A 22,231-nucleotide genomic window follows, 5' to 3' on the forward strand; every position below is an offset into this window, starting at 1 on the left:
ATTTATAGTAATTAATAAATATTCTTAGCAGAAAGGTTAATAGAACTATTTTTCTTTATTCCTTAGAATTAACTTAGTCAGTTCATTTATTACCAAAGGTACAAGGGAGAGTATAATGACAAACCCCCAATCTTTTAATGTAAGTGAATAAACTTTAAATAATTGAGCTATTGGATTAATAGTTATAACTGAGGCTTGAAGTATAATTCCTACAATTATAGCTATTATCAAAAAGTGATTAGAGAATACTCCGATTTGGAATATGGATTTCCTATCATTTCTTATTGAAAGTGCGTAAAATAATTGAGAGATACTAAGTACGACAAAGGCCATAGTTCTAGCGTGAGGAATAGAATCAGGATATAAGTTTTCTCCAACTCTAAAAGCAACTAGAGTTAATGCACCTATAAGTATTCCATTTAAAGGAAGCATTAGCTTAGTTGTTCCACCAAAAATGCTTTCTTTAGGATTTCTTGGTGGAAGATCCATTACGCCCTTATCTCCAGGATCCACACCAAGTGCTAAAGCAGGTAAGCTATCTGTTATTAGATTTACCCAAAGCAGGTGGATTGGAAGAAGAGGAGAATCCCAATTCAATAATATTGCTACAAATAAAGTTATTATTTCTCCTAAATTACAAGAAAGTAGAAATACTATTGATTTTTTTATATTGCTAAAAATATTTCTGCCTTCTTCCACAGCGGAAACAATAGTTGTAAAGTTATCATCAGTTAAAACCATATCTGCAGCACCTTTTGCAACGTCCGTTCCTGTTATCCCCATGGCAACTCCAATATCAGCTGCCTTTAGTGAAGGGGCATCATTAACACCGTCACCGGTCATTGAAACTATGTTACCGTGAGCTTTAAAAGCTTTAACTATCTTAACCTTATGCTCTGGTGAAACTCTAGCAAAAACTCTTAGGCTTTTTACTTTATTACTAAAATCTTCGTCATTGAGTTTATCAATATCTTCACCAGATATTGATTGATCTAGATTTTCTGCTATACCAAGCTCCTTAGCTATAGCGAAGGCTGTATTCTTATAATCCCCGGTTATCATAACTGGAGTTATTCCAGCATGTTTACATAAAGCTATAGAGTCTTTTACCTCAAGTCTTGGAGGATCAATCATTCCCATCATTCCTATAAAGATTAGATCCTTTTCTATTTCATCGATATTAATGTGGGCTGAAGGCACTTCTTTGTATGCTGCAGCTAAAACTCTTAGCGCATCATCTGACATTAAATCTACGGCTTTTAAGATATCTTTTTTCATATCTTCGGTTAAGTCTAGAAGTTCACCTCTAAGAAGTAGTTTATTACAAATCTTTAGGATACTATCGATAGCTCCTTTAGTAAAAACTCTGTATTTATCATCATAAGCATTTACTGTAGACATTAGCTTTCTGTCCGAATCAAAAGGAATTTCATCAACTCTCTTATGCTTATTATTTATAGATTCTTTTGTTATATCATACCTAAAGCCAGCTTCTAGCAAGGCTATTTCTGTGGGATCTCCTGTTTTTGAGTTCTCTGAGTATGTAGCATCATTACATAACATCATACAATCAATAAGTAATCTACCGGTTTTATTTTTATAGTCTAATGCATCTATCTTTAGAAGTTTATCATCGGCGTAGAATTTTGTTACTGTCATCTTGTTTTGTGTAAGTGTACCGGTTTTATCAGAACATATTATATTTACTGATCCCAAGGTTTCAACAGCAGGAAGTTTTCTTATGATAGCATTTTCTTTTATCATTCTCTGAACCCCCATGGCTAGAACAATAGCCACAATGGCAGGTAAACCCTCTGGTATAGCGGCTACAGCAAGACTGATAGATGTAAGCAGCATCTCAAATATATCTCTTTTTTGAAATAATGAAACTAAAAATATAATTAGACAAATACCTATGGAGCCGATACCTAGATATTTTCCTAACTGCTCAAGTTTCTTTTGGAGAGGGGTAGAGTCTTCTTCTTCTTGCTCAAGCATCTTAGCGATTTTTCCTATCTCTGTATCCATTCCTGTACCAACAACTACTCCCATACCTCTACCATAGGTTGAAAGGGTAGACATAAAAACCATATTATGCTGGTCGCCTACTCCAACTTTACCGTCAATAACAGCCTTGGCGTCTTTTTCTGCTGGTACTGACTCTCCAGTGAATGCGGATTCTTCCATCTTTAAGTTAGCACTCTCAATCAATCTAAGGTCTGCTGGAATGTATCTTCCAGCATCTATTATTATGATATCTCCAGGTACTACTTCTTCCGAGGGAATTTCTACTAAGGCACCATCCCTTTTTACTACAGCTTTTGGAGTGGATAACTGTTTTAGGGCTTCCAAGGCTTTTTCTGCTTTAGATTCTTGAACTACTCCAACAATTGCGTTTACCAGTATTACGATTACAATTATTATAGCATCGCTGATTTCTCCCATTAACCCTGAAATAAACGCCGCAGCAAATAAGATATAAATCATGAAGTCAGCCAATTGAGCTAAAAAAAGTTGGAAGATACTTTTTTTCTTCTTACTTGCTAACTTATTCTCACCATATTTTGATAGTCTATTTTTTGCTTCTTCGGTAGATAAACCTACTTTTTCATCCACATTTAAATCCTTTAATACTTCGGTAGTATTTTTAGAATACCACATAGAACTTATCACCTCATTATACAGTATTAAATAACATTAATTAGGACATCTATTATAAGTATATCACATATTGAATATTATGAAATATTTGGAATGTAAAAAACTTCGACATAATATAACTAAAACTTATATGTTCCCTAACTCAACTATTAATTTATAAATTCAATAAAATAACCAACAGCCTTGGTTTTTAGTCAACTATAAACTAAGTTTTTATATAGGAACTCTTTAGTTGTTTAATAAATTATAATTTGATATAATAATACACACTAATATTAGTAATTAACATAATAATTATGCAGATATATGTGAATTTTAAAATAGATGAGTCTATGAATATACTATTTCTATTATTATTAATTAACCGTTATTTAATACTAATAAAAAAGCAGGTGAGGATTTGTGGAAATTTCAAGGGTAGGAAGAAAGAGCACTGTACAAAGCGAAGAAAGAAAAAAGATTGACACTAAGCAAGATTTCTCTCATAGCTTCAATCAAGAAAGAAGAAAAAGATCTGAAGAACAATTAAAGAACTTAATGGACGATATAAAGAAAAAGGGTAATAGGCTTGTAATAACAAAGAGCTATGCTGATGTTAGAGCTTATAAAAACCAAATAAAAGAGTATCTAAAATCGGTTTTAGAGTATATGTATAGTGTGAAGAAGGATATTAGTTTTTGGCAGACTCAATATTTTATAACTGTAGATACCATTGATTCAAAGCTACAAGAACTTACAGATTCACTTTTATCAGAGGAAAAAGATAATATTTCTATTGCATCTACTGTTGATGAAATACAGGGTTTGATGGTAGATATATACAGATAACTGCTAAAGAATCAAAAATCGCTAAAATTATATTGTTTAGCGATTTTTTTTCTAATTAGAGTTTTTGAATAAATAAAAGAACAACAAGATATTATTGCAAAGTCTTGTTGTTCTTTTATTACGAAGTAGACTATATATTGAGATTTTATTTAGTATTTAAGCCAACTGTTAACGGAAGCATCAGATGGCATTCTCCAATCACCTCTTGGAGATAAGCTTATAGTACCAACCTTAGGGCCATCAGGTAAAGCAGATCTCTTGAATTGTTGAGAGAAGAATCTATTAAGGAACTTATCTAGCCATTTTCTAATAGTTTCCTCATCATATGAATCTTTAAAAGCAGCCTTTGCTAGGAAAAGTATTCTTTCCGGCGAAGATCCATGTCTAATAAAATGATACAGAAAGAAATCGTGAAGTTCGTATGGACCTACGATATCTTCAGTCTTTTGGGCTATCTCTCCATTTTCATCCTTTGGAAGAAGCTCTGGACTTACTGGTGTATCCAATATATCGTACAAGGTATCAGAAGCATTTTTACTTACTTCATATTTTGCAACATAATCAACTAAATATCTAACCAAGGTTTTAGGGATAGATGAGTTAACGGAATACATTGACATATGATCTCCATTGTAAGTGCACCAGCCTAATGCTAGTTCAGAAAGATCTCCAGTTCCTACAAGTATTCCACCTTCTTTATTGGCAAGGTCCATAAGTATCTGAGTTCTTTCTCTCGCTTGAACATTTTCATAAGTAACATCATGTATATTCTTATCATGACCAATATCTTCAAAGTGTTGAAGTGCAGCCTTTACTATATTTATTTCTCTAAGATCACAGCCAAGTTCGGTGCAAAGAGTTAGAGCATTGTTATAGGTTCTATCTGTGGTACCGAAGCCAGGCATAGTAATTGTTATTATATTTTTCCTAGGTAAGTTTAGAAGATCAAAGGTTTTGACAGCTACAAGTAGCGCTAGGGTAGAATCAAGTCCACCAGATATACCAATTACAACTTTTTTTAGTGTTGTATGTTCCAGTCTTTTAGCTAGAGCAGAAGCTTGAATATTAAAAATTTCTTTGCATCTATCCTTTCTTTGAATCTCAGAAGAAGGAACAAAAGGATGTTTATCAACAAATCTATCAAAATATTTTATGTTTACATCACTAAAGTTGAAATCTATGTTTCTAAATTCTAGGGTATTTAATTTAGCTGTATCTCTAAAGCTAACATTTTTTAATCTTTCAGAATTAAGTTTATATAAATCTACTATTGAAGAAATTACCTCATTTTCTCTTTGAAAACGTTGGTTTTCAGAAAGCTTAGACCCGTTTTCGGAAATTAGCATATGACCGCTAAATAGTAAGTCTGTAGTTGACTCATGAACACCTGCTGAGGTATAAATATAAGAACTCATGCATCTAGCACTTTGATCAGCTACTAAAGATTTTCTATAATCACTCTTTGATACTAGTTCATTAGATGCAGATAAGTTTCCGATTATATTAGCTCCAGCAATAGCTAAATAAGAGCTTGGAGGAACTACAGTCCAAAGATCTTCACAAATTTCAAATCCAAAACGGGCATCCTCATAGCTGAAAATAAGATCGGTACCAAAAGGAATAGATTTCTGGAATGGAAGGTCTATTACTTTGTTCTTTAATCCAATTCCTTCAGTAAACCATCTTTTTTCATAGAACTCTGTGTAGTTTGGAATATAACTCTTAGGAACTATACCCAGTACTTTTCCCTCAAAGATAATAAATGCACAGTTATATAGGCAATTATTATTAATAAGAGGGTTACCTACAGCAATAAGCATATCTTTTCCAATAGAATATTCACAAATTTTCTCAACACCATTTAATGAATCTCTAATCAATCTAGCTTGAGAAAATAAATCTCCACAAGTGTAAGCAGTTATAGAAAGCTCTGGGAAAACTAATGACTTCACATTGCTTTTTAATGCCTCATCTATACACTTCTTTATATTGTCAACATTATAGTCAATATCTGCTACTTTTACCTTAGGGCAAGCAGCTCCTACTCTTATAAAATCCATATGATCAACTCCATCTTTATGTATTTTTCTTTTTTTACAAAGTCTCTATAGATGTACCACTTCAATATCTTAGAATTAGAATAAAGTCTTTAACGAATTTACGAAGCTTTATTTTGGTAGATTTAACTTTGAAGTAGTATGTCTATATATCTGGTTAAAGTAATAAATACGAAAGCTCACCCTATAGGACTAAGCTTATAACTATATTAATTACTATTAGAAGCTTCGATGCTATAAATATATAAATTTATATATTTATGTTAATTGTAAATCAAAATAAAATCAAGACATCCTTAGTTTTTATATTGCTTTCATACAATAAGTAAAAAAAATTAAAAGTAGTAATAGCATTGATTTTCGTGGCTACAATGAAACTTTGAGAACATATGAATAAGAAAAATATATTGACATTAATTAGGGAAAGTGATATATAAAAAATATAGATTAGCACTCACTATTAACGAGTGCTAACAAGAAAAATCTAGTTAATAAGCATGTTGCATCATGCATCATGTATGTCTTTTATTGCGAAAGGAGAGGTTTTATGATGGAAACAAAACAATTTAAAGCGGAATCCAAAAGACTTTTGGATCTTATGATTAACTCTATCTATACTCACAGGGAGATATTTTTAAGAGAACTTATCTCAAATGCTAGTGATGCCATAGACAAAATATATTATAAGGCATTGACAGATGAAAGCATAACCTTCAATAAGGATGATTATTTTATTAAGGTGACTGTTGATAAAGACAACAGAACAATAAAGATTTCAGATACTGGAATAGGTATGACCAAGGAAGAGTTAGATGACAACCTGGGGGTTATAGCAAAAAGTGGATCCTTGAAGTTTAAAAAAGAGAATGAGCTAAAAGATGGATATGATATAATCGGTCAATTTGGTGTTGGATTTTATTCTGCATTTTTAGTTGCTGATACTGTTACTGTTTCAAGTAAAGCTTTCGGCAGTGAGGAAGCATTTAAATGGGAATCAAAAGGAGTAGAAGGTTATACTATAGAACCTTGTGAAAAAACTTCTGTAGGTACAGATATAATTCTTAAAATAAAAGATAATACAGAAGACGAGAGCTTTGATGAATATTTAGAAGAATATAGACTAAAGTCCATAATAAAGAAATACTCAGATTTTATAAGATATCCTATTAAGATGGATGTTACAGAAAGCAAGCTAAAAGAAGGTACTGAGAATGAATATGAAAACTATACTGAAGAAAAGACAATAAATAGTATGGTTCCAATATGGAGAAAAAATAAATCAGAGCTTAAGGATGAAGACTATGATAACTTCTATTCAGAGAAACATTTTGGTTTCGATAAGCCTCTAAAACATATTCATATAAGCGTTGATGGTGCTGTGAGCTATAATGCTATATTATTTATTCCTGAAAGAACTCCATATGATTTCTATACAAAGGAATATGAAAAAGGCTTAGAACTATATTCAAGCGGTGTAATGATAATGAACAAGTGTGGAGATCTACTTCCAGATTATTTTGGTTTTGTTAAGGGAATAGTTGACTCTGAAGACTTGTCTTTAAATATATCAAGAGAAATACTTCAACATGATAGACAGCTTAAGCTTATAGCTAAGAACATAAAGAACAAGATAAAGAGCGAACTTGAAAGCATGCTTAAAAATGATAGGGAGAAGTATGAAAAGTTCTATGAAGCCTTTGGAAGACAACTAAAGTATGGTTTATACAGTGAATATGGAAGTAATAAAGATGTACTTCAAGACTTAATCATGTTCTATTCTTCTAAAGAAAAGAAGATGGTTACACTTTCTGAGTATGTTGATAGAATGGCAGAAAGCCAGAAGTATATTTACTATGCAGCAGGCGAATCAAAGGAAAGAATAGAAAAACTTCCTCAAACTGAGCTTCTTGTTGATAAAGGATATGAAATATTATACTTTACTGATGAAGTAGATGAATTTGCTATAAAGATGCTAATGTCTTATAAGGAAAAAGAGTTTAGATCTGTATCCAGCAATGATCTTGGAATTGAAGAAGAAAATAATGAAACTTCAAAAGAAGAAGAAAAAGAAAATAAGGATATCTTTGAAGGCATGAAGTCAGTATTGACTGGAAAAGTAAAAGAAGTTAGAGCTTCAAAGAGACTTAAGAATCATCCAGTATGCCTTGCAAACGATGGCGAACTTTCAATAGAGATGGAAAAGATACTTAACTCAATGCCAAATAACCAAGGAGTTAAGGCTGATAAGGTATTAGAGATAAATATAAACCATGAGGTATTTAAATCTCTAAAGACTGCATATGAAGAGGATAAAGATAAATTTAATTTGTATACAGACATTCTTTACAATCAAGCACTACTTATTGAAGGCTTATCAATAGGGGATCCTGTTGAGTTTACAAATAGCATCTGTAAGATAATGAAATAATCATTCAACTTTTTTAAGACATTCCTAAAATTCATTTTAGGAATGTCTTTTTCATTAACTTCTAATATTTGATGAAATAACATACTTTAGATATATATAGATATACCAGTTCAAAGAAAGAGCTTCTACTTTTCGAGAGGGAAGGTTTAAACTTTTTATAAGTCTCCATAGAGATTTTGAAACTAGTTTTGTAATATCAATGCTACATTTTTAACCTAAAATACTTAGAAGACAATTTAAAAATGGAATTAAGTTGAATTAGTAGTTGTATTTGAGATTTATTAACATTAAACTTAAATTGTTGATGTTTTTTTCTTGCACAACAACTATAATATTAAATAGAGTTGTGAATTAAATAATAGTACATAAAAAAAGGGGGGCTAGGTTTGAATTTTTATAATCCTAACGAGAAAATAAGGCTTATGCGAAAAAGATTTAATATGAATCAAGCAGATCTAGAAGATGCAAATATGACCAGAGCTTTTATAAGCATGATGGAGAGTGGCAAAAGAAATGTAAGTAAAGCTAGTTCTAGAATTCTAGCAAGTAAGTTTAACGCTAAGGCAATTGAATTTGGAGTAGATATAAGCCTAGACGATGAGTACTTTTATAGAAAACCACAGGAAGATGCAAGATTTTATTGTAATAATGAGCTTCTAAAAGATAATACACATGAGCAGCTGGAAGAGCTTATAGAAATAGCAAAGAAATTCGAGTTAGATGATATTCTTGCGGAAATATATAAACTTAATGCAGATAAATATTTTCTAGAGTCTAATTTTATATATGCTTTTATCAACTATAGTAATTGCCTAGGCAAATATAAAGAACTGAAGAATATTAAGGAGCAAGTATATATTTATAACTCTTTGGGAATTTGCAAAGCAAAGAGGAGTGAGCATGAAGAGGCTATATTTTATTATAACCAAGCTATAGTATATGCAAAGGAAGAAAATGATGATAACTACTTTTTAAAAGCTAGCTTCAACTTGGCACTAGCTTATTCATATCTAAAAAAGTATGAAGAATGCATAGAATTGTTAGATAAAAATATATTTACCTCCAATATCCAGATAACTGAAGACATTATAATAAATGCAAAAGTGCTAAAAGCTAATATGCTTTATAATATGGGAAAAAAAGATGAAGTACTTAAAGAATATATTGATACTATAGATTCAGCGAAAGATAAAGAAAGCAATCTTATGGGAGTGGTATATAATAATCTGGCTTTATTTTATTGTGATTCCGGTAATTTTGAAGAGTCACTAAAATACATTGGATATTCTCAGAAGATAAAGAACAAGGTAGACAAGACTACTCTATCAAATGTTTTAAATACTAAAGCAAGACTATTTTTAAAACAAGGGTATTATGATCAGAGCATTATGCTTTTTGAACTAGCAATAAGCTTAGCGGAGCAGTATAAGAACTTCTTATCACTTATACAAAATTATATGGAACTTATAAAAGCTTTGGAATTATCTCAAGACTTAGAAAAATTAGAATATACCATTATAAGTTTTATTAACTTTTTAGAGGAACACGAAATTGGCGAAGGAAGAAATTATGCTTTAAGTAAGCTTGCAGAGACACTTGTGAAACAAAAAAAGAATGAACAAGCTTTAAAAACTTTACATAAGTTATCAAAAATACTTGTTTAAGTGTAACTTTTTTAGCTTAATTATCAAGATAATATGGAAAAGTTCTGGAAATGTGATACAATATTAATATATGATGTTAATGAGGTGTATTAATGAAATCAAAATTACCCAAAATCATTTTTAGTGCTTTTCTAACAATTACTTTATTTATTCCTATATTAGGGAGTGTTAACTTTAATGTAGGATCAAATGGACACGAGATGATAAATATAAATACTGAAGATCCAGCAGAAATGAGGTAAAAGCTTTTATACCATGGGTTAGTAAGATAGACTTACTAGCCTATTTTTACTGTTAAGGCAATTTATACAAAAAAAGCTAGCTAAGTATAGTAACATCAAGGGCTTAGAACAAATGTTTAGGGTAAATAGTAAAAAAAAATTATATCGCCTACTAGATTTCTGTCATATGAATTCCAAAAGGTATATGTGTAAATATTATTAATTATAGTAAAGCTTATATTTATGATAAGATTTATAATAATAAAGTGAATTTATTTATTACTACAATAGTTAGGAGTAAAGATATGATGTTTACCATAGAAAACTATAATATTGAGGGATATGAAGTTAATGTATATCTCCCACCAGAGTATAATACAAGCAATTTTTATTATCCTGTACTATATATAAATGGTGCTGACGATATTGTTGATATTGCACAAGTAGTAGAGCCTCGCTTTTCGTTACAATATAAGCCTTTTATTATAGTTAATGTGAAGTCTAATGCTTGGGGGGCAGATTATACTCCTTGGTATTCACCAGCTATTAATAAAAATGGAGAGGAATTTAAAGGAGAGGCGGATAGATATATTAAAATTTTAACTGGTACGATAAAGTTATTTATAGATGAGAGCTATAGAACTATAAGAGATCCTGAAAGCACAGCTTTAATAGGATATTCCCTAGCCGGGCTTGCGGCATTATATACTTTCTATAGCTGTGATTGTTTTGGTAGAATAGGAAGCTTATCAGGTTCTTTATGGTATGATGGCTCGATAGATTTTGTATGTTCAAATAAACCAGTAAATAAAGATGCAAAAGTATATTTGTCTTTAGGATTAAAGGAAAGTAAGAGTAGAAATGTAAAAATGGCTGCAGTTGGAGAATGTACAGAGAAAAACTATTATAGCTTGAAGGAGCAACTAACAAATAATGATAACATTAAATTAGAATATAATGATGGAGGACATTTTACTGAAATATTAAAAAGATTCGAAAAAGCAATTTTGTGGTTAATGAGTGATATTAAATGTTAATTTGAAAATTTAGATTTACTTAAGTATTATATATAACAAAAAGAAAGAAGGAATATAAATGAAGATAGCTTTACCAATAAGTGGAGATGTTGTAAACTCCCATTTTGGAAGAAGTGAAAGCTTTGCTTTTGCTACAATAGAGGAAAAAAGGATACTGGATATTGAAGTTGTATCTACAGAGGAACTGGTACATAATCATGATGGATTAGTAAATTTATTTATACATAAAGGCGTTGAAGCTGTAATAGCTAATGGCATTGGCCAAGGTGCAATAAATGCCATAAAGGATAAAGGTTTTGAGCTAATAAGAGGGGCATCAGGAAGATACATAGATGTGCTACAACAATATATTGACGGTACCCTTGAAGATAAAAATATAGTATGTAATAACCATAAAAAGCATTCTGAAAAGTAGCTACAAAGTCAATTAAAAACAATAGTCCTATGCATTCTTAAAATGCATAGGACTATTGTTTTTTAAAATATTTATTAAATGCTATACAAATAAAATTATTATGTAGAAACTTAATTTTTAATGTAATCCAAATAAAAGCACACCATATAGAAAAATTTTCGCTATAGCGTAGAAAGACAATATAACTCAATAAGCGTAAAAATGTAATGAATTTTAGTGGGAAAAATGATATTAATTTAGTAATTGCTTGAAATTAATGGAATAAAAGGTTAAAATTATATGTAAATATATGTAATTTAATCCTAAATAAAGTCGAAGCTATTTGCATATATTATAGAGTTTCTAAATATACCATACAGTCCAAAGAACACGGAGTTTTAGAACAAGCATAAATGAGATTTCAATATAGGAACTCTTTAAACAGTCTTTAAAGCATATCTATAATCCAATAATAACCTTAACTTTAAGAGATTTTATGAAGAAAGGAAGAATGTCATCTTGAGTTTGGTAAATGAATTGAGAAGTAGGCATGGAGTTAAAGTACCTAGACATATTGCAATAATTTGTGACGGTAATGGAAGGTGGGCAAAAAATAAAGGCTTAAATAGAACTTTCGGACATAAAGCAGGAACAAAGCCTATTGAGGAAATTACAAGAGCTTGTGTGGAAATGGGTGTAGAAGTTCTTACTTTCTATGCTTTCTCTACTGAAAATTGGAATAGGACTGAGGAGGAAGTTAGTTTTTTAATGAAGCTTTTTAAAGACTTTTTTATTAAACTAAGAAAAGAAGCCGAAAACAATGTGAAAGTAAGACATATAGGATTTACAGATAAGCTTTCCAAGGAATTGTTAAGGGAAATCAGGAAAACAGAAGATGCGACAATGCATAACTCAGGGTTAATACTGAATATAGCTTTAAATTATGGAAGTAGAATAGAGATAACCGATGCTATAAAAAGGATTGTTGAGGATGTAAATTCAGATAGTATCAGCTTAGATAGTATAAATGAGAGCTTAGTTAGTAGTTATATGCTAACAGCAGGGTTACCAGATGTAGACTTACTTATCAGAACCAGTGGAGAAAAAAGAATAAGTAACTTTCTGCTGTGGCAGTCTGCAAAAGCTCAGCTTTGGTATACTGATGACTGTTGGCCTGACTTTACTTGCAAACATTTGAAGCAGGCAGTTAATAGTTATAATAGAAGCCTGATGACAGGTTCATAGTAAAGTGCAATAATTACATATATGTTTTATATAATTTATATATGAATATTATTAGTATTTAGTATTTTAAAGTCTATTGATTGCCAAATAGATAATTTGCTAGTGCTATTTATCAAATTTATCAGAATGAATGATAATATTTGGTAGTTTGTCAATAAATATTGACAGCTAGATTATCCTGTTGTACACTGTTTATAGAATTTAATAAGGCCTCACTTTTTATCAGTGGGGTAGAGGCGCGGTATTTAACAGTCTTAAGTGGAGCTAGAGAGAGCTAAGAAACCTAGGAGAAGGAAATGTCGCCGAAGCTTATAATATGTCTCAGTATTATTTGCTGGGTCTGCAGTTAAGAATTGCAGGACTGTCTCAATAAACATCCCGGTTTATTGAGTTGTGCTATCTCATTTTGGGAAAAAGAAGGGGGCATTAGGCTAATTATGTTTATTAAGACCTGAGCTCATCTCAGGTCTTTTTTTATTTACTCAAAAACAGTATAATTTCAAACTTAAGTTATATTTGGTGAAATTATTGTTCGAATTTAGGACAAGTAAAAAGCTCTACAGTAGAAATAAAATTAAAAAGGGGATTTTAAGATGAAGAAGAAATTATCATTATTAATAGCAATGACTATTGCAGCAACAACAATTTTTACAGGATGTGGAACAAAGGCAAGTGCAGATAAATCAGCAAATAGCGGTACTTTTAAAATAGGATTGGAAGCAGCATATGCACCATTCAACTGGACTCAAAAAGATGACTCTAATGGAGCAGTTAAAATTGATGGAAGTTCAGAGTATGCAGGTGGATACGATATAGAGATTGCAAAAAAAATAGCTAAGGACTTAGGAAAGCAACTAGTTGTAGTTAAAACAGAATGGGATGGACTTGTGCCAGCTTTAACTTCTGGAAAGATAGATGCTATTATAGCAGGTATGTCTCCAACAGCAGAGCGTATGAAGACAATAGACTTTACTAATAACTACTACAAATCAAACTTAGTTATGGTTGTCAAAAAAGGTGGAAAATTTGACGATGCTACATCTATACAAGATTTTAAGGGAGCAAAGATAACAGCTCAGTTAAACACCTTCCACTATAGTGTAATTGATCAAATAAATGGAGTTCAAAAGCAACCAGCTATGGATAACTTCCCAGCAATGAGAGTTGCTCTAGAATCAGGTATAATAGATGGTTATGTATCAGAACGTCCAGAAGGTGTAAGTGCTGAAACTGCCAATTCAAAATATAAGATGGTAGAGTTTAAGACAGGATTTAAAACTTCAGATGAGGATACTTCAGTAGCAGTAGGAATTGTTAAAAATAGTGATTTGAAAGATAAGATAAATAAAACTTTAGCAGGTATTTCAGAAGATGAAAGAAAGACAATAATGGATACTGCTATAAAGAATCAACCAGCAGCAAAATAGTTTTAATATTTTACTGTCTATAGAGGTGTGAATTTTTATAAACCGAATGTAGCTTACCACATTCGGTTTAATAATTGAAGGAGGAAGAAAATGAGTTTAGATTGGGTAATTAAAATTGTTTCAGATAACTGGCAGATGTTTCTAAGAGGTGCTGGTATTACACTTTTAGTTGCATTGACTGGTACTATAATAGGGTTTGTAATTGGATTATTAGTTGGAGTTGTAAGAACTGTTCCAATGCCTGAAAAGGGTATTAAAAGATATTTTCTTAAGCTTGTAAATGCAATACTTTTTGTTTATATTGAATTATTCCGTGGAACTCCAATGATAGTACAAGCAATGGTAATTTACTATGGTGCTGCACTAGCTTTTGATATAAATATGGACAGACTTTTTGCAGCAGTTCTTATAGTATCTATAAATACAGGAGCATATATGTCAGAAATAATTCGTGGTGGTATTGTTTCTATAGATAAGGGACAATTTGAAGCTGCTGATGCTATAGGTATGACACATTTTCAGACTATGATAAATGTTATACTACCTCAAGCAATACGTAATATATTGCCAGCTACAGGTAATGAATTTGTTATTAACATAAAAGATACTTCAGTACTTAATGTTATTTCAGTAACAGAACTTTATTTCCAAACAAAATCAGTAGCAGGAAACAACTTTAGATACTTTGAGTCATTCTTTGTAGCCAGTGTGCTTTACTTTGTAATGACTTTTACAGTAACAAGAATATTAAGATTAATAGAGAGAAAGCTTGATGGACCAGATAACTATATCATGTATGCTAATCAGATGCAGGTAGAAACCCCAGAGGATATGGCTAGAAAAAATCAAGTTAACACATATTAAACGAAGGAGGGAATAGTATGGAAAATGTAATTGAAATAAAACACTTGAGTAAATCCTTTGGAACTCATGAAGTATTAAAGGACATAGACTTTTCAGTAAGAAAAGGAGAAGTGGTATGTATCATAGGATCTTCAGGGTCAGGAAAATCAACCCTTCTTCGTTGTGTCAATCTGCTAGAAAAACCGACAGGTGGAGAAATAATATATAAAGGTGAAAATATATTAGATGACAAGCATGATATCTATGCATATCGTACAAAGCTTGGAATGGTATTTCAGTCTTTTAACTTATTTAATAATCACAACGTACTAAGTAACTGTGTTGTAGGTCAGGTTAAAGTGTTAAAGCGTTCGAAAGCAGAAGCAGAAGCAGTTGCTAAAAAGTATTTAAAAGTTGTTGGTATGGAACAGTATATTAATGCTAAGCCGAAGCAGCTTTCAGGTGGTCAAAGACAACGTGTTGCTATAGCTAGAGCTCTTTCTATGGAGCCAGATGTAATGCTGTTTGATGAACCAACTTCAGCTCTTGATCCAGAAATGGTAGGAGAAGTTCTAAAGGTTATGAAGGAACTTGCTGATAGCGGTCTTACAATGCTTATAGTAACTCATGAAATGGGCTTTGCTGAAGAGGTATCTGACAGAGTAGTATTCATGGATAAGGGAGTTATAGCAGAAGAAGGAACTCCAGAGCAAATATTTAAGAAGCCAACACAAGAACGTACAAGAGAATTCTTAAAGCGTACTTTAAAATAAGGCTTTGTTAATTTTAACAATATATTAAATATAACGTAAAATTAAAGATGTTTTTAGTTTCCGTGATTTAAACTGGGTCTAAAATATAATAATAAGAAGGTAAAGGCTATGAAATTTTTCATAGCTTTTACTTTTTTAAAGGATAATAGATATATGATTTTCAATGAGGTTTATTCATAAAGATCTTTTAAATATTCTTAGTTTTGAGTATCATCTTTATGAGGAAGAATATATAGGATATACTTAAATCTAATATTAAAAAACATATAAAATAGGAGTTAATATTATGGAAAGTACAGTTTACAAAAAGATGAGATTGAAAGAAGGAACTTCAGGAGTGTATCTATATGCACCTGAAGCTTATATTGATATGGCAGTAGAGCAAAGTTTTATAAACTTTGCTGAGAAGGATAAATACGATTTTGTACATTTATTTGTAAGCTCAAAAAAAGATTATGAAGATAGAATTGACGAAGCTATATCAAAACTTGAGAACGGAGGAGTTCTTTGGATTTCTTATCCTAAGTCTGATAGAAAAAATAAATATGATATAAATAGGGATATATTATTTGCATTGACACCAGAAAAAGGTTATATAGCTTGTAGCAGTGTTGCGCTGGATGAAGTTTGGGCTGCTATGAGATTTAAGAAAATATAAATTTTAAGTTACTTTAAAAATCCTGTAGCTAAGGGAGATTAACTACAGGATTTTTTATTCCTTGGGAAATTATATTTTAGATAATACATATGGAAAAAAATTATTTACCACTTGGATCATCCATAACTCCCATAAATACTGGAAGTTTGGTGCGATTGTCTATAACAGCATAGACAAAAGGACGATTAAAGGTAATTGGATTAGATATCATTGCAGATTTTGTTATTTCTGTTTTAGTTACGGAAGCAGCTTTAGTGCCATTTTCATCTAAGCTTAAATAGCTATTTTGTGTGATGCTCTTTACAAATAAACCGTCTTTATTTTGACTCATCTTACTGAGATTTGATTTGCTTGCATCAAATATATCCTTCATTCCTAATGAGGATAATTCATTATTTAGTTCTTTACAAAATTCTATTTTGAACTTTGGTAGGTTAATGATTACCTCACTAGACTTTAAAGTATTAATTTTACTGCTTATAACATCATCGTTAAGATTTGCGATGTAAGTTCTTATATCGGTATTATCTTTTGGCATCATTGCTACAAAGGTAAAAATCTCATCCTTATAAGGAAGTGCAATTAGCTGCTCAACACTATTTGAAAGATTTCGAACTACGCTTTTTTGACTCATAAAATCTGTTTCTATAGTTGAATTATTATCTGTAATAAAGTTTCCTTTATGTGTATTTTCCTTTGGAAAAGCATATTTCCATTGATTGTCGAAATATATGCTTGAAAAAATAAGCATAGCAGCGCTAGGATCTATACTATTAACTATCTTATCAATCTTATTATTGGTTGAGTTGGTTACCCATTTGTTCATAGTTTCTATGGTATTAGGTTTTTGTAGATCAAGCTTGTAGGCGCTGGTATTATAGTAAGTTTTAGTGGCTTTAAGAAAATCCTTATTTATAGCCAGCTTATCGTCATACCATATGGAATTTGAGATGTTTAATACTTTCTTATCTTTTGAAAGGTCACTTATCAAGCCTTTGCAGTAGACATTGATGTCATTTTCAGTTAAGCCATATTTAGATAATGCTTTTAAAAGCTGTTCCTTTGTATCGCAGTCTGTTCCGTTAAGTACAGTTCCAAGGGAAAGATATAAGGAAGTTGGTGAGTATAGAGCATTTTTCTCCTTTGAAAGCTGTTTAAACATAGAAAAAGAAAAGCTTGAAACAGAATCTAAGAATTCTTTTGAAAAAGTGCCTTTTGTCTCAACTTTATCCGCTTTAATTCCCTGAAGTAAATCTTCAGCTTTTACAGTGTTGTTAAAGGGCCCTTTGAAAATAAAAAATGTAAATATTATAGCTACAAATAAAAAAGATGTAATTGGCAGCAAGAATGATCTTCTGAGAAAGATAATAGTTTTTTTCTTTTCACCTAAAGAACTTTGCATTTTTGCTATAGTTCTGTTTTTTAAATCCTCACTAAGGTTAATATTGTCTAAATCCTTTTTAAATTTTTCACTCATAAAAGTAATCACCTTCCAACTTTTCTTTAAGCTTTTCTCTCGCACGCTTCAATCTAGTACGAATAGTAGCTTCCTTAACTTTTAGAATTTCTGATATCTCTGAAGTTGAATATCCCTCGTAATAGTACATAAAGATTACAATCTTATAGTTGTTATCCAAAGCAGCTACTGCTGTAATAACTTCATTTGAGTCATTTTCTTCTATAGGAGAATCAACATTTTCAATAGAAATAATATTTTTATTCCAATAGTTCTTTAAGAAATCCTTACATTTATTTGAGGTAACTTTAATAAGCCACGCCTTTTCGTGTTCACTATCTTTAAATACAGGCTTCTTTTCAATTAAGGTTAAGAAAACCTGTTGAAATACATCCTCTACATCGGCCTCGCTTTTTAAGTAAAGCTTGCATATTTTATAAACCGTATTACCATGGGCTTCAACAACATAAGAGCAGTAATCGCAATCGTACTGCGATTTTTTAGTCATACGCTAACCCCCTTTCAATATATACACGATTGACAAGGTGAAAAAGTTTCAAAGTATAAGAAAAAAATTACTTTTTAGCCATAAACTTAGAAGAATTTGTAATTTTAAAAATGATATTCATAAAAGCATTGTGTGGCAATATAAAAACATATAGATATAACAATTTATAAATTTAACAATATAACAAGTTAAGAATTTATAGGAAACAAGCCACTTTCAAGGCAATTGCTAAATATATTTGGTATATAAAAGACAAGCTTTTTAATTGTAAGCTGTTGGTACTTTGGCATTGATAGAGGATTTATAAAAAGTAGAAAACTTAACTGTAGGTTAAGTTTTTATTTATAAATTAACTATAAATCCATTGGGATACTGTGTAAGTTAATTTATACTATACCTATGAGTGCATTGCTTCAAAATAGTAGTATTAAGGAATATAGTAGTTTAATTATAGCTGAAGAGTATTTATATGACAAAGATGATTAATATATAGAAGGTGAGGATAAGTATGGACAAGATAAAAATCGGGGAAGTTATCTTTAAAATGAGAAAGGAAAGAGGAATTACTCAGGAGCAGCTTTCATGCTTTGTGGGAGTATCCACTGCAGCGGTATCAAAGTGGGAGAGTGGAGTCTCATATCCAGATATAACTTTTCTACCGGTATTAGCGTCCTTTTTTAATATTTCTATCGATGAGCTTTTAAATTATAAGACAGAACTTTCTAAAGAAGAAGTTATGTCATTATATAAGGAGTGTGAACTTTTATTTAGTGGGGATGAGGTAGACAAAGCCGTAGAGCTTAGCTGGCAGTATATTGATAAATATTCTAATAGCTACTTCTTAAAGATGAGAATAGCTTTTCTATTTCGAGTATATTCCTTTAAAAAAGGCAGTGAAGAAGGTATAGAGGAAATGCTAAAGAAATCTGTTAGCTTACTTGAGGATATTGCTAACAATTGCAATGACCAAAAGCTTGTAGAAGAAGCGTTGTTTTGCTTAGGCGCTGAGTACTCGAGTTTAGGAGAAGAAGATAAGGCTATTGAAGTCTTAGGTAAGATCAAGAAAAGTGAATTAAATCCAGACCAACTACTTGCTAATATTTACATAAGGAAAGGTGAATTTAAGAAGGCAAGAAAAATGCTTCAAGGTAGGCTTTTTCAAAATATATGGATGCTATCATTAATATGCTCATTTCTTTCTAATTCCTATTATGCGGAAAGCAAAGATTTAAGTATGGTTGAAAAATATCTTGATCTAGCTATAAATATAAAAAAGGCTTTTATGCCAGAAGGAAGAAAGGCATTAATCTTATATCATAATTATTTGCTATATGCTAGTATTTATATGAAGTTTGGTGAGAAGGAAAAGGCAATAAATATGTTAAACAATATGCTTGAAGATATTGGAGAAGATGATATAAACAAGTATCCAGAGTTTCAATCTGTATGGTGTTTTAATGAGATGGAAAAAAATCAAAGTGAAACCATAACCTTTAATTTATTTGATACAATCCTAATTACGCTAGAAGATGAAACGTTTAATCCTATTAAAGAAAATGGAGAGTTCTTAAAGGTAGTGAATAGAGTAAAGGAATTAAAAGAAAATTCCTTAAAGAAGAATCTGTAGTCTGAATAGATAGAGATTTATATACATCTATAAATTTCTATCTATAATTCATAAATTCTCATTGTATACGTTTTACAACTGTTTTGTTAAAATATATTATAGGATAAGTAGTGTTTAAGTAACTTAAAATGTCATTGACGATTACTTAGAAAGGAAAGAAAACTTATGGGAATAACATATAATGAGAATAATAAAACTTTTCATCTTAAAGCATTGGATACAAGCTATGTGATGCAGGTAGTAAAGGATGGATATCTAGCACATCTATATTGGGGGAAAAAGCTCAGAAATGTGAATGCAGAAGAGCTTTTAGTTTTAAGGGGAAGAACATCTTTTTCTGCCAATCCAGAGGATAGTGACAAAGTTTTTTCTTTAGATACGCTACCTCAAGAGTATCCTGCATATGGCAATACGGATTTTCGTACACCAGCATATCAAGTACAATTGGAAAATGGTACTACCATAACAGATTTAAGATACGAAAAGCATAGAATTTTTAAAGGAAAACCAAAGCTTCAAGGATTACCTGCAACCTATACTGAAAGTGATGATGAAGCAGAATCTCTGGAGATAGTTTTGTATGATAAGGTAATCGGGCTTAAGGTATATCTTGTATATACCGTTTTTGAGAATTTAAATGTAATAACTAGAAGTGTACAGTTTAAAAATGAAGGAGAATATAATCTGAAGCTTCTTAGAGCCTTAAGTATGAGTGTGGATTTTATAAGAGAAGACTTTGATTTCTTACATTTAAATGGTTCTTGGGCCAGGGAGAGGCATATCATAAGGGAAAAACTTACTCCTGGAATTCATTCCATAGAAAGTAGAAGAGGCTCTAGCAGTCATGAGCATAATCCTTTTATTGCGCTTTTAAGCAAAGACTGTACAGAAGATAAAGGTGAGGCATATGGCTTAAGCTTAGTATACAGTGGTAGCTTTCTGGTTCAAGCTGAGATTAATATGTACAAGTCTACTAGGATTAATATAGGAATAAATCCTTTTGATTTCTCATGGTTATTAGAAGCTGGTGAAGTATTTCAGACTCCTGAGGCAGTTATGGTGTATTCTTCAGAAGGGATAGGTTCTATGTCTAGAACTTATCATAAACTATATAGAGCAAGACTTTGTAGAGGAAAGTATAGAGATGAAGCAAGACCAGTGCTTATAAATAACTGGGAAGGAACTTATTTTGATTTTAATGAAGAAAAGCTTCTTGCTATAGCTAAGGAAGGTAAGAAACTTGGAATAGAGCTCTTTGTACTGGATGATGGCTGGTTCGGTAAAAGAAATAGCGACAATTGTTCCTTAGGCGACTGGGTGGTGGATAAGAACAAACTACCAAATGGCTTAACCCATCTGGGTAAGCAACTTGAGGCAATCAATATGAAATTTGGGTTGTGGTTTGAGCCTGAGATGGTTTCTCCGGATAGTGATTTATACAGAAGTCACCCTGATTGGTGCTTGCATGTGCCTGATAGAACTAGATCTACGGCTAGAACTCAGCTAATATTGGATCTGTCAAGAGAAGATGTTTGTGAGTATATAATAAACTCTATTTCAGATGTTTTGAGAAATGCACCTATAAGCTATGTAAAGTGGGATATGAATAGAAACATGACTGAAATTGGATCATCATTACTTCCTGCAGAGAGGCAGAGAGAAACCGCTCATAGATACATGTTAGGCTTATACAAAGTAATGGATAAGTTAACTACAGAGTTCCAAGATGTACTTTTTGAAGGCTGCTCTGGTGGTGGTGGAAGATTTGATCCAGGTATTTTGTATTACATGCCTCAAATATGGACTAGCGATGATTCAGATGCAGTGGAAAGACTTAAAATACAATATGGCACTAGTATAGTTTATCCAGCTAGTACTATGGGAGCTCATGTGTCAGCGGTACCTAACCATCAAGTTGGAAGAATCACATCACTTAAGATGAGAGGTGATGTAGCTATGTCTGGTAACTTTGGATATGAACTTGATCTTACAAAATTTAGTGAAGAAGAAAAAGAAGAAGTTAGAGCACAAGTGAATAATTATAAAGAGTTAAGAGCTCTTATTCAATTTGGAGATATGTATAGACTTATAAGTCCTTTTGAAGATAGTAGAAATGAAACTTCCTGGATGTATGTTGCAGAAGATAAAAGTGAAGCTTTTGTAGCTTATTTCAGAATTCTTGCTGAGGCAGATGCACCAATAAGAAAGTTGAGACTTAAGGGGTTAGATCCTAGTAAAGATTATATAGTAGATGGAATAGACGGAGTATTTGGTGGCGATGAGCTGATGTATAGTGGAATTACCATACCGTTTCTATTTGGTGACTACCAGAGTGTTGTATGGAAAGTTAAGGTAGTTAATCCGGTGTAGATTCATTGATTATAAAAAAGCAATGTCTATATTT

17 protein-coding genes and 1 riboswitch are annotated in these 22,231 nt (G+C 31.5%); of the genes, 13 read left to right on the plus strand and 4 right to left on the minus strand.

Features of this window, described 5'->3' with window-relative positions; all coding sequences use genetic code 11:
* Positions 1–45: 45 nt before the first annotated feature.
* Positions 46–2,661 carry a calcium-translocating P-type ATPase, PMCA-type gene (locus GXK57_RS15005; RefSeq protein ID WP_160677937.1) on the minus strand — a complete coding sequence of 872 codons (2,616 nt, stop codon included), beginning with the start codon at positions 2,659–2,661 and terminating at the stop codon, positions 46–48.
* A gap of 402 nt (positions 2,662–3,063) precedes the next feature.
* On the opposite strand from GXK57_RS15005, the gene GXK57_RS15010 reads away from it, so the two are divergent.
* Complete coding sequence (locus GXK57_RS15010) at positions 3,064–3,489, plus strand: DUF327 family protein (protein WP_160677939.1); 426 nt, start codon at positions 3,064–3,066, stop codon at positions 3,487–3,489.
* 149 nt (positions 3,490–3,638) lie between these two features.
* Here the strand turns inward: GXK57_RS15010 and GXK57_RS15015 are convergent, their stop codons facing one another.
* Positions 3,639–5,549, minus strand: a complete 1,911-nt coding sequence (locus GXK57_RS15015; RefSeq protein ID WP_160677941.1) for an NAD(+) synthase — start codon at positions 5,547–5,549, stop codon at positions 3,639–3,641.
* A 547-nt stretch (positions 5,550–6,096) separates the two neighbouring features.
* On the opposite strand from GXK57_RS15015, the gene htpG reads away from it, so the two are divergent.
* The 10 genes from htpG (at position 6,097) to GXK57_RS15065 (ending at position 16,236) form a co-directional block, all read left to right on the plus strand.
* Positions 6,097–7,974 (plus strand): molecular chaperone HtpG, encoded by a 1,878-nt coding sequence (htpG, locus tag GXK57_RS15020; protein WP_160678035.1) that lies wholly within the window; start codon positions 6,097–6,099, stop codon positions 7,972–7,974.
* Between the two features lie 386 nt (positions 7,975–8,360).
* On the plus strand, positions 8,361–9,638 hold the full coding sequence (locus GXK57_RS15025; protein ID WP_160677943.1) for a helix-turn-helix transcriptional regulator: 1,278 nt from the start codon (positions 8,361–8,363) through the stop codon (positions 9,636–9,638).
* A gap of 92 nt (positions 9,639–9,730) precedes the next feature.
* On the plus strand, positions 9,731–9,880 hold the full coding sequence (locus GXK57_RS15030; protein ID WP_160677945.1) for a hypothetical protein: 150 nt from the start codon (positions 9,731–9,733) through the stop codon (positions 9,878–9,880).
* A 284-nt stretch (positions 9,881–10,164) separates the two neighbouring features.
* Positions 10,165–10,896 carry an alpha/beta hydrolase-fold protein gene (locus GXK57_RS15035; protein ID WP_160677947.1) on the plus strand — a complete coding sequence of 244 codons (732 nt, stop codon included), beginning with the start codon at positions 10,165–10,167 and terminating at the stop codon, positions 10,894–10,896.
* Between the two features lie 58 nt (positions 10,897–10,954).
* The gene (locus tag GXK57_RS15040; protein ID WP_160677949.1) at positions 10,955–11,311 is read left to right on the plus strand and encodes a NifB/NifX family molybdenum-iron cluster-binding protein; all 357 of its coding nucleotides are present in this window, start codon (positions 10,955–10,957) and stop codon (positions 11,309–11,311) included.
* A 498-nt stretch (positions 11,312–11,809) separates the two neighbouring features.
* A complete protein-coding gene (gene uppS, locus GXK57_RS15045) occupies positions 11,810–12,535 on the plus strand; it encodes a polyprenyl diphosphate synthase (RefSeq protein WP_243156442.1) in 726 nt (241 codons plus the stop codon).
* 223 nt (positions 12,536–12,758) lie between these two features.
* A riboswitch (Lysine riboswitch) is annotated at positions 12,759–12,942 on the plus strand.
* 186 nt (positions 12,943–13,128) lie between these two features.
* Positions 13,129–13,962, plus strand: coding sequence for a transporter substrate-binding domain-containing protein (locus GXK57_RS15050; protein WP_160677951.1), 834 nt, complete (start codon positions 13,129–13,131; stop codon positions 13,960–13,962).
* Positions 13,963–14,052: 90 nt separating this feature from the next.
* Entirely contained in the window at positions 14,053–14,826 is a 774-nt protein-coding gene (locus tag GXK57_RS15055) for an amino acid ABC transporter permease (RefSeq protein ID WP_160677953.1), read from the plus strand.
* A gap of 17 nt (positions 14,827–14,843) precedes the next feature.
* Complete coding sequence (locus tag GXK57_RS15060) at positions 14,844–15,578, plus strand: amino acid ABC transporter ATP-binding protein (RefSeq protein ID WP_160677955.1); 735 nt, start codon at positions 14,844–14,846, stop codon at positions 15,576–15,578.
* 286 nt (positions 15,579–15,864) lie between these two features.
* Entirely contained in the window at positions 15,865–16,236 is a 372-nt protein-coding gene (locus GXK57_RS15065; protein ID WP_160677957.1) for a DUF3052 family protein, read from the plus strand.
* 100 nt (positions 16,237–16,336) lie between these two features.
* Here GXK57_RS15065 and GXK57_RS15070 read toward each other — a convergent pair whose 3' ends face one another.
* Entirely contained in the window at positions 16,337–17,713 is a 1,377-nt protein-coding gene (locus GXK57_RS15070; RefSeq protein ID WP_160677959.1) for a serpin family protein, read from the minus strand.
* Entirely contained in the window at positions 17,706–18,200 is a 495-nt protein-coding gene (locus tag GXK57_RS15075; RefSeq protein WP_160677961.1) for a sigma-70 family RNA polymerase sigma factor, read from the minus strand. Before GXK57_RS15075 ends, GXK57_RS15070 begins: the two co-directional genes overlap by 8 nt.
* Positions 18,201–18,708: 508 nt before the next feature.
* Between GXK57_RS15075 and GXK57_RS15080 the strand changes: the two genes are divergently transcribed.
* Positions 18,709–19,827, plus strand: a complete 1,119-nt coding sequence (locus GXK57_RS15080; protein WP_160677963.1) for a helix-turn-helix transcriptional regulator — start codon at positions 18,709–18,711, stop codon at positions 19,825–19,827.
* Between the two features lie 165 nt (positions 19,828–19,992).
* Complete coding sequence (locus tag GXK57_RS15085) at positions 19,993–22,197, plus strand: alpha-galactosidase (RefSeq protein WP_160677965.1); 2,205 nt, start codon at positions 19,993–19,995, stop codon at positions 22,195–22,197.
* Positions 22,198–22,231 lie beyond the last annotated feature (34 nt).

The sequence above is a fragment of the Clostridium sp. C8-1-8 genome (assembly GCF_009928445.1).
In the GTDB taxonomy this organism is placed as follows: domain Bacteria; phylum Bacillota; class Clostridia; order Clostridiales; family Clostridiaceae; genus Clostridium_AR.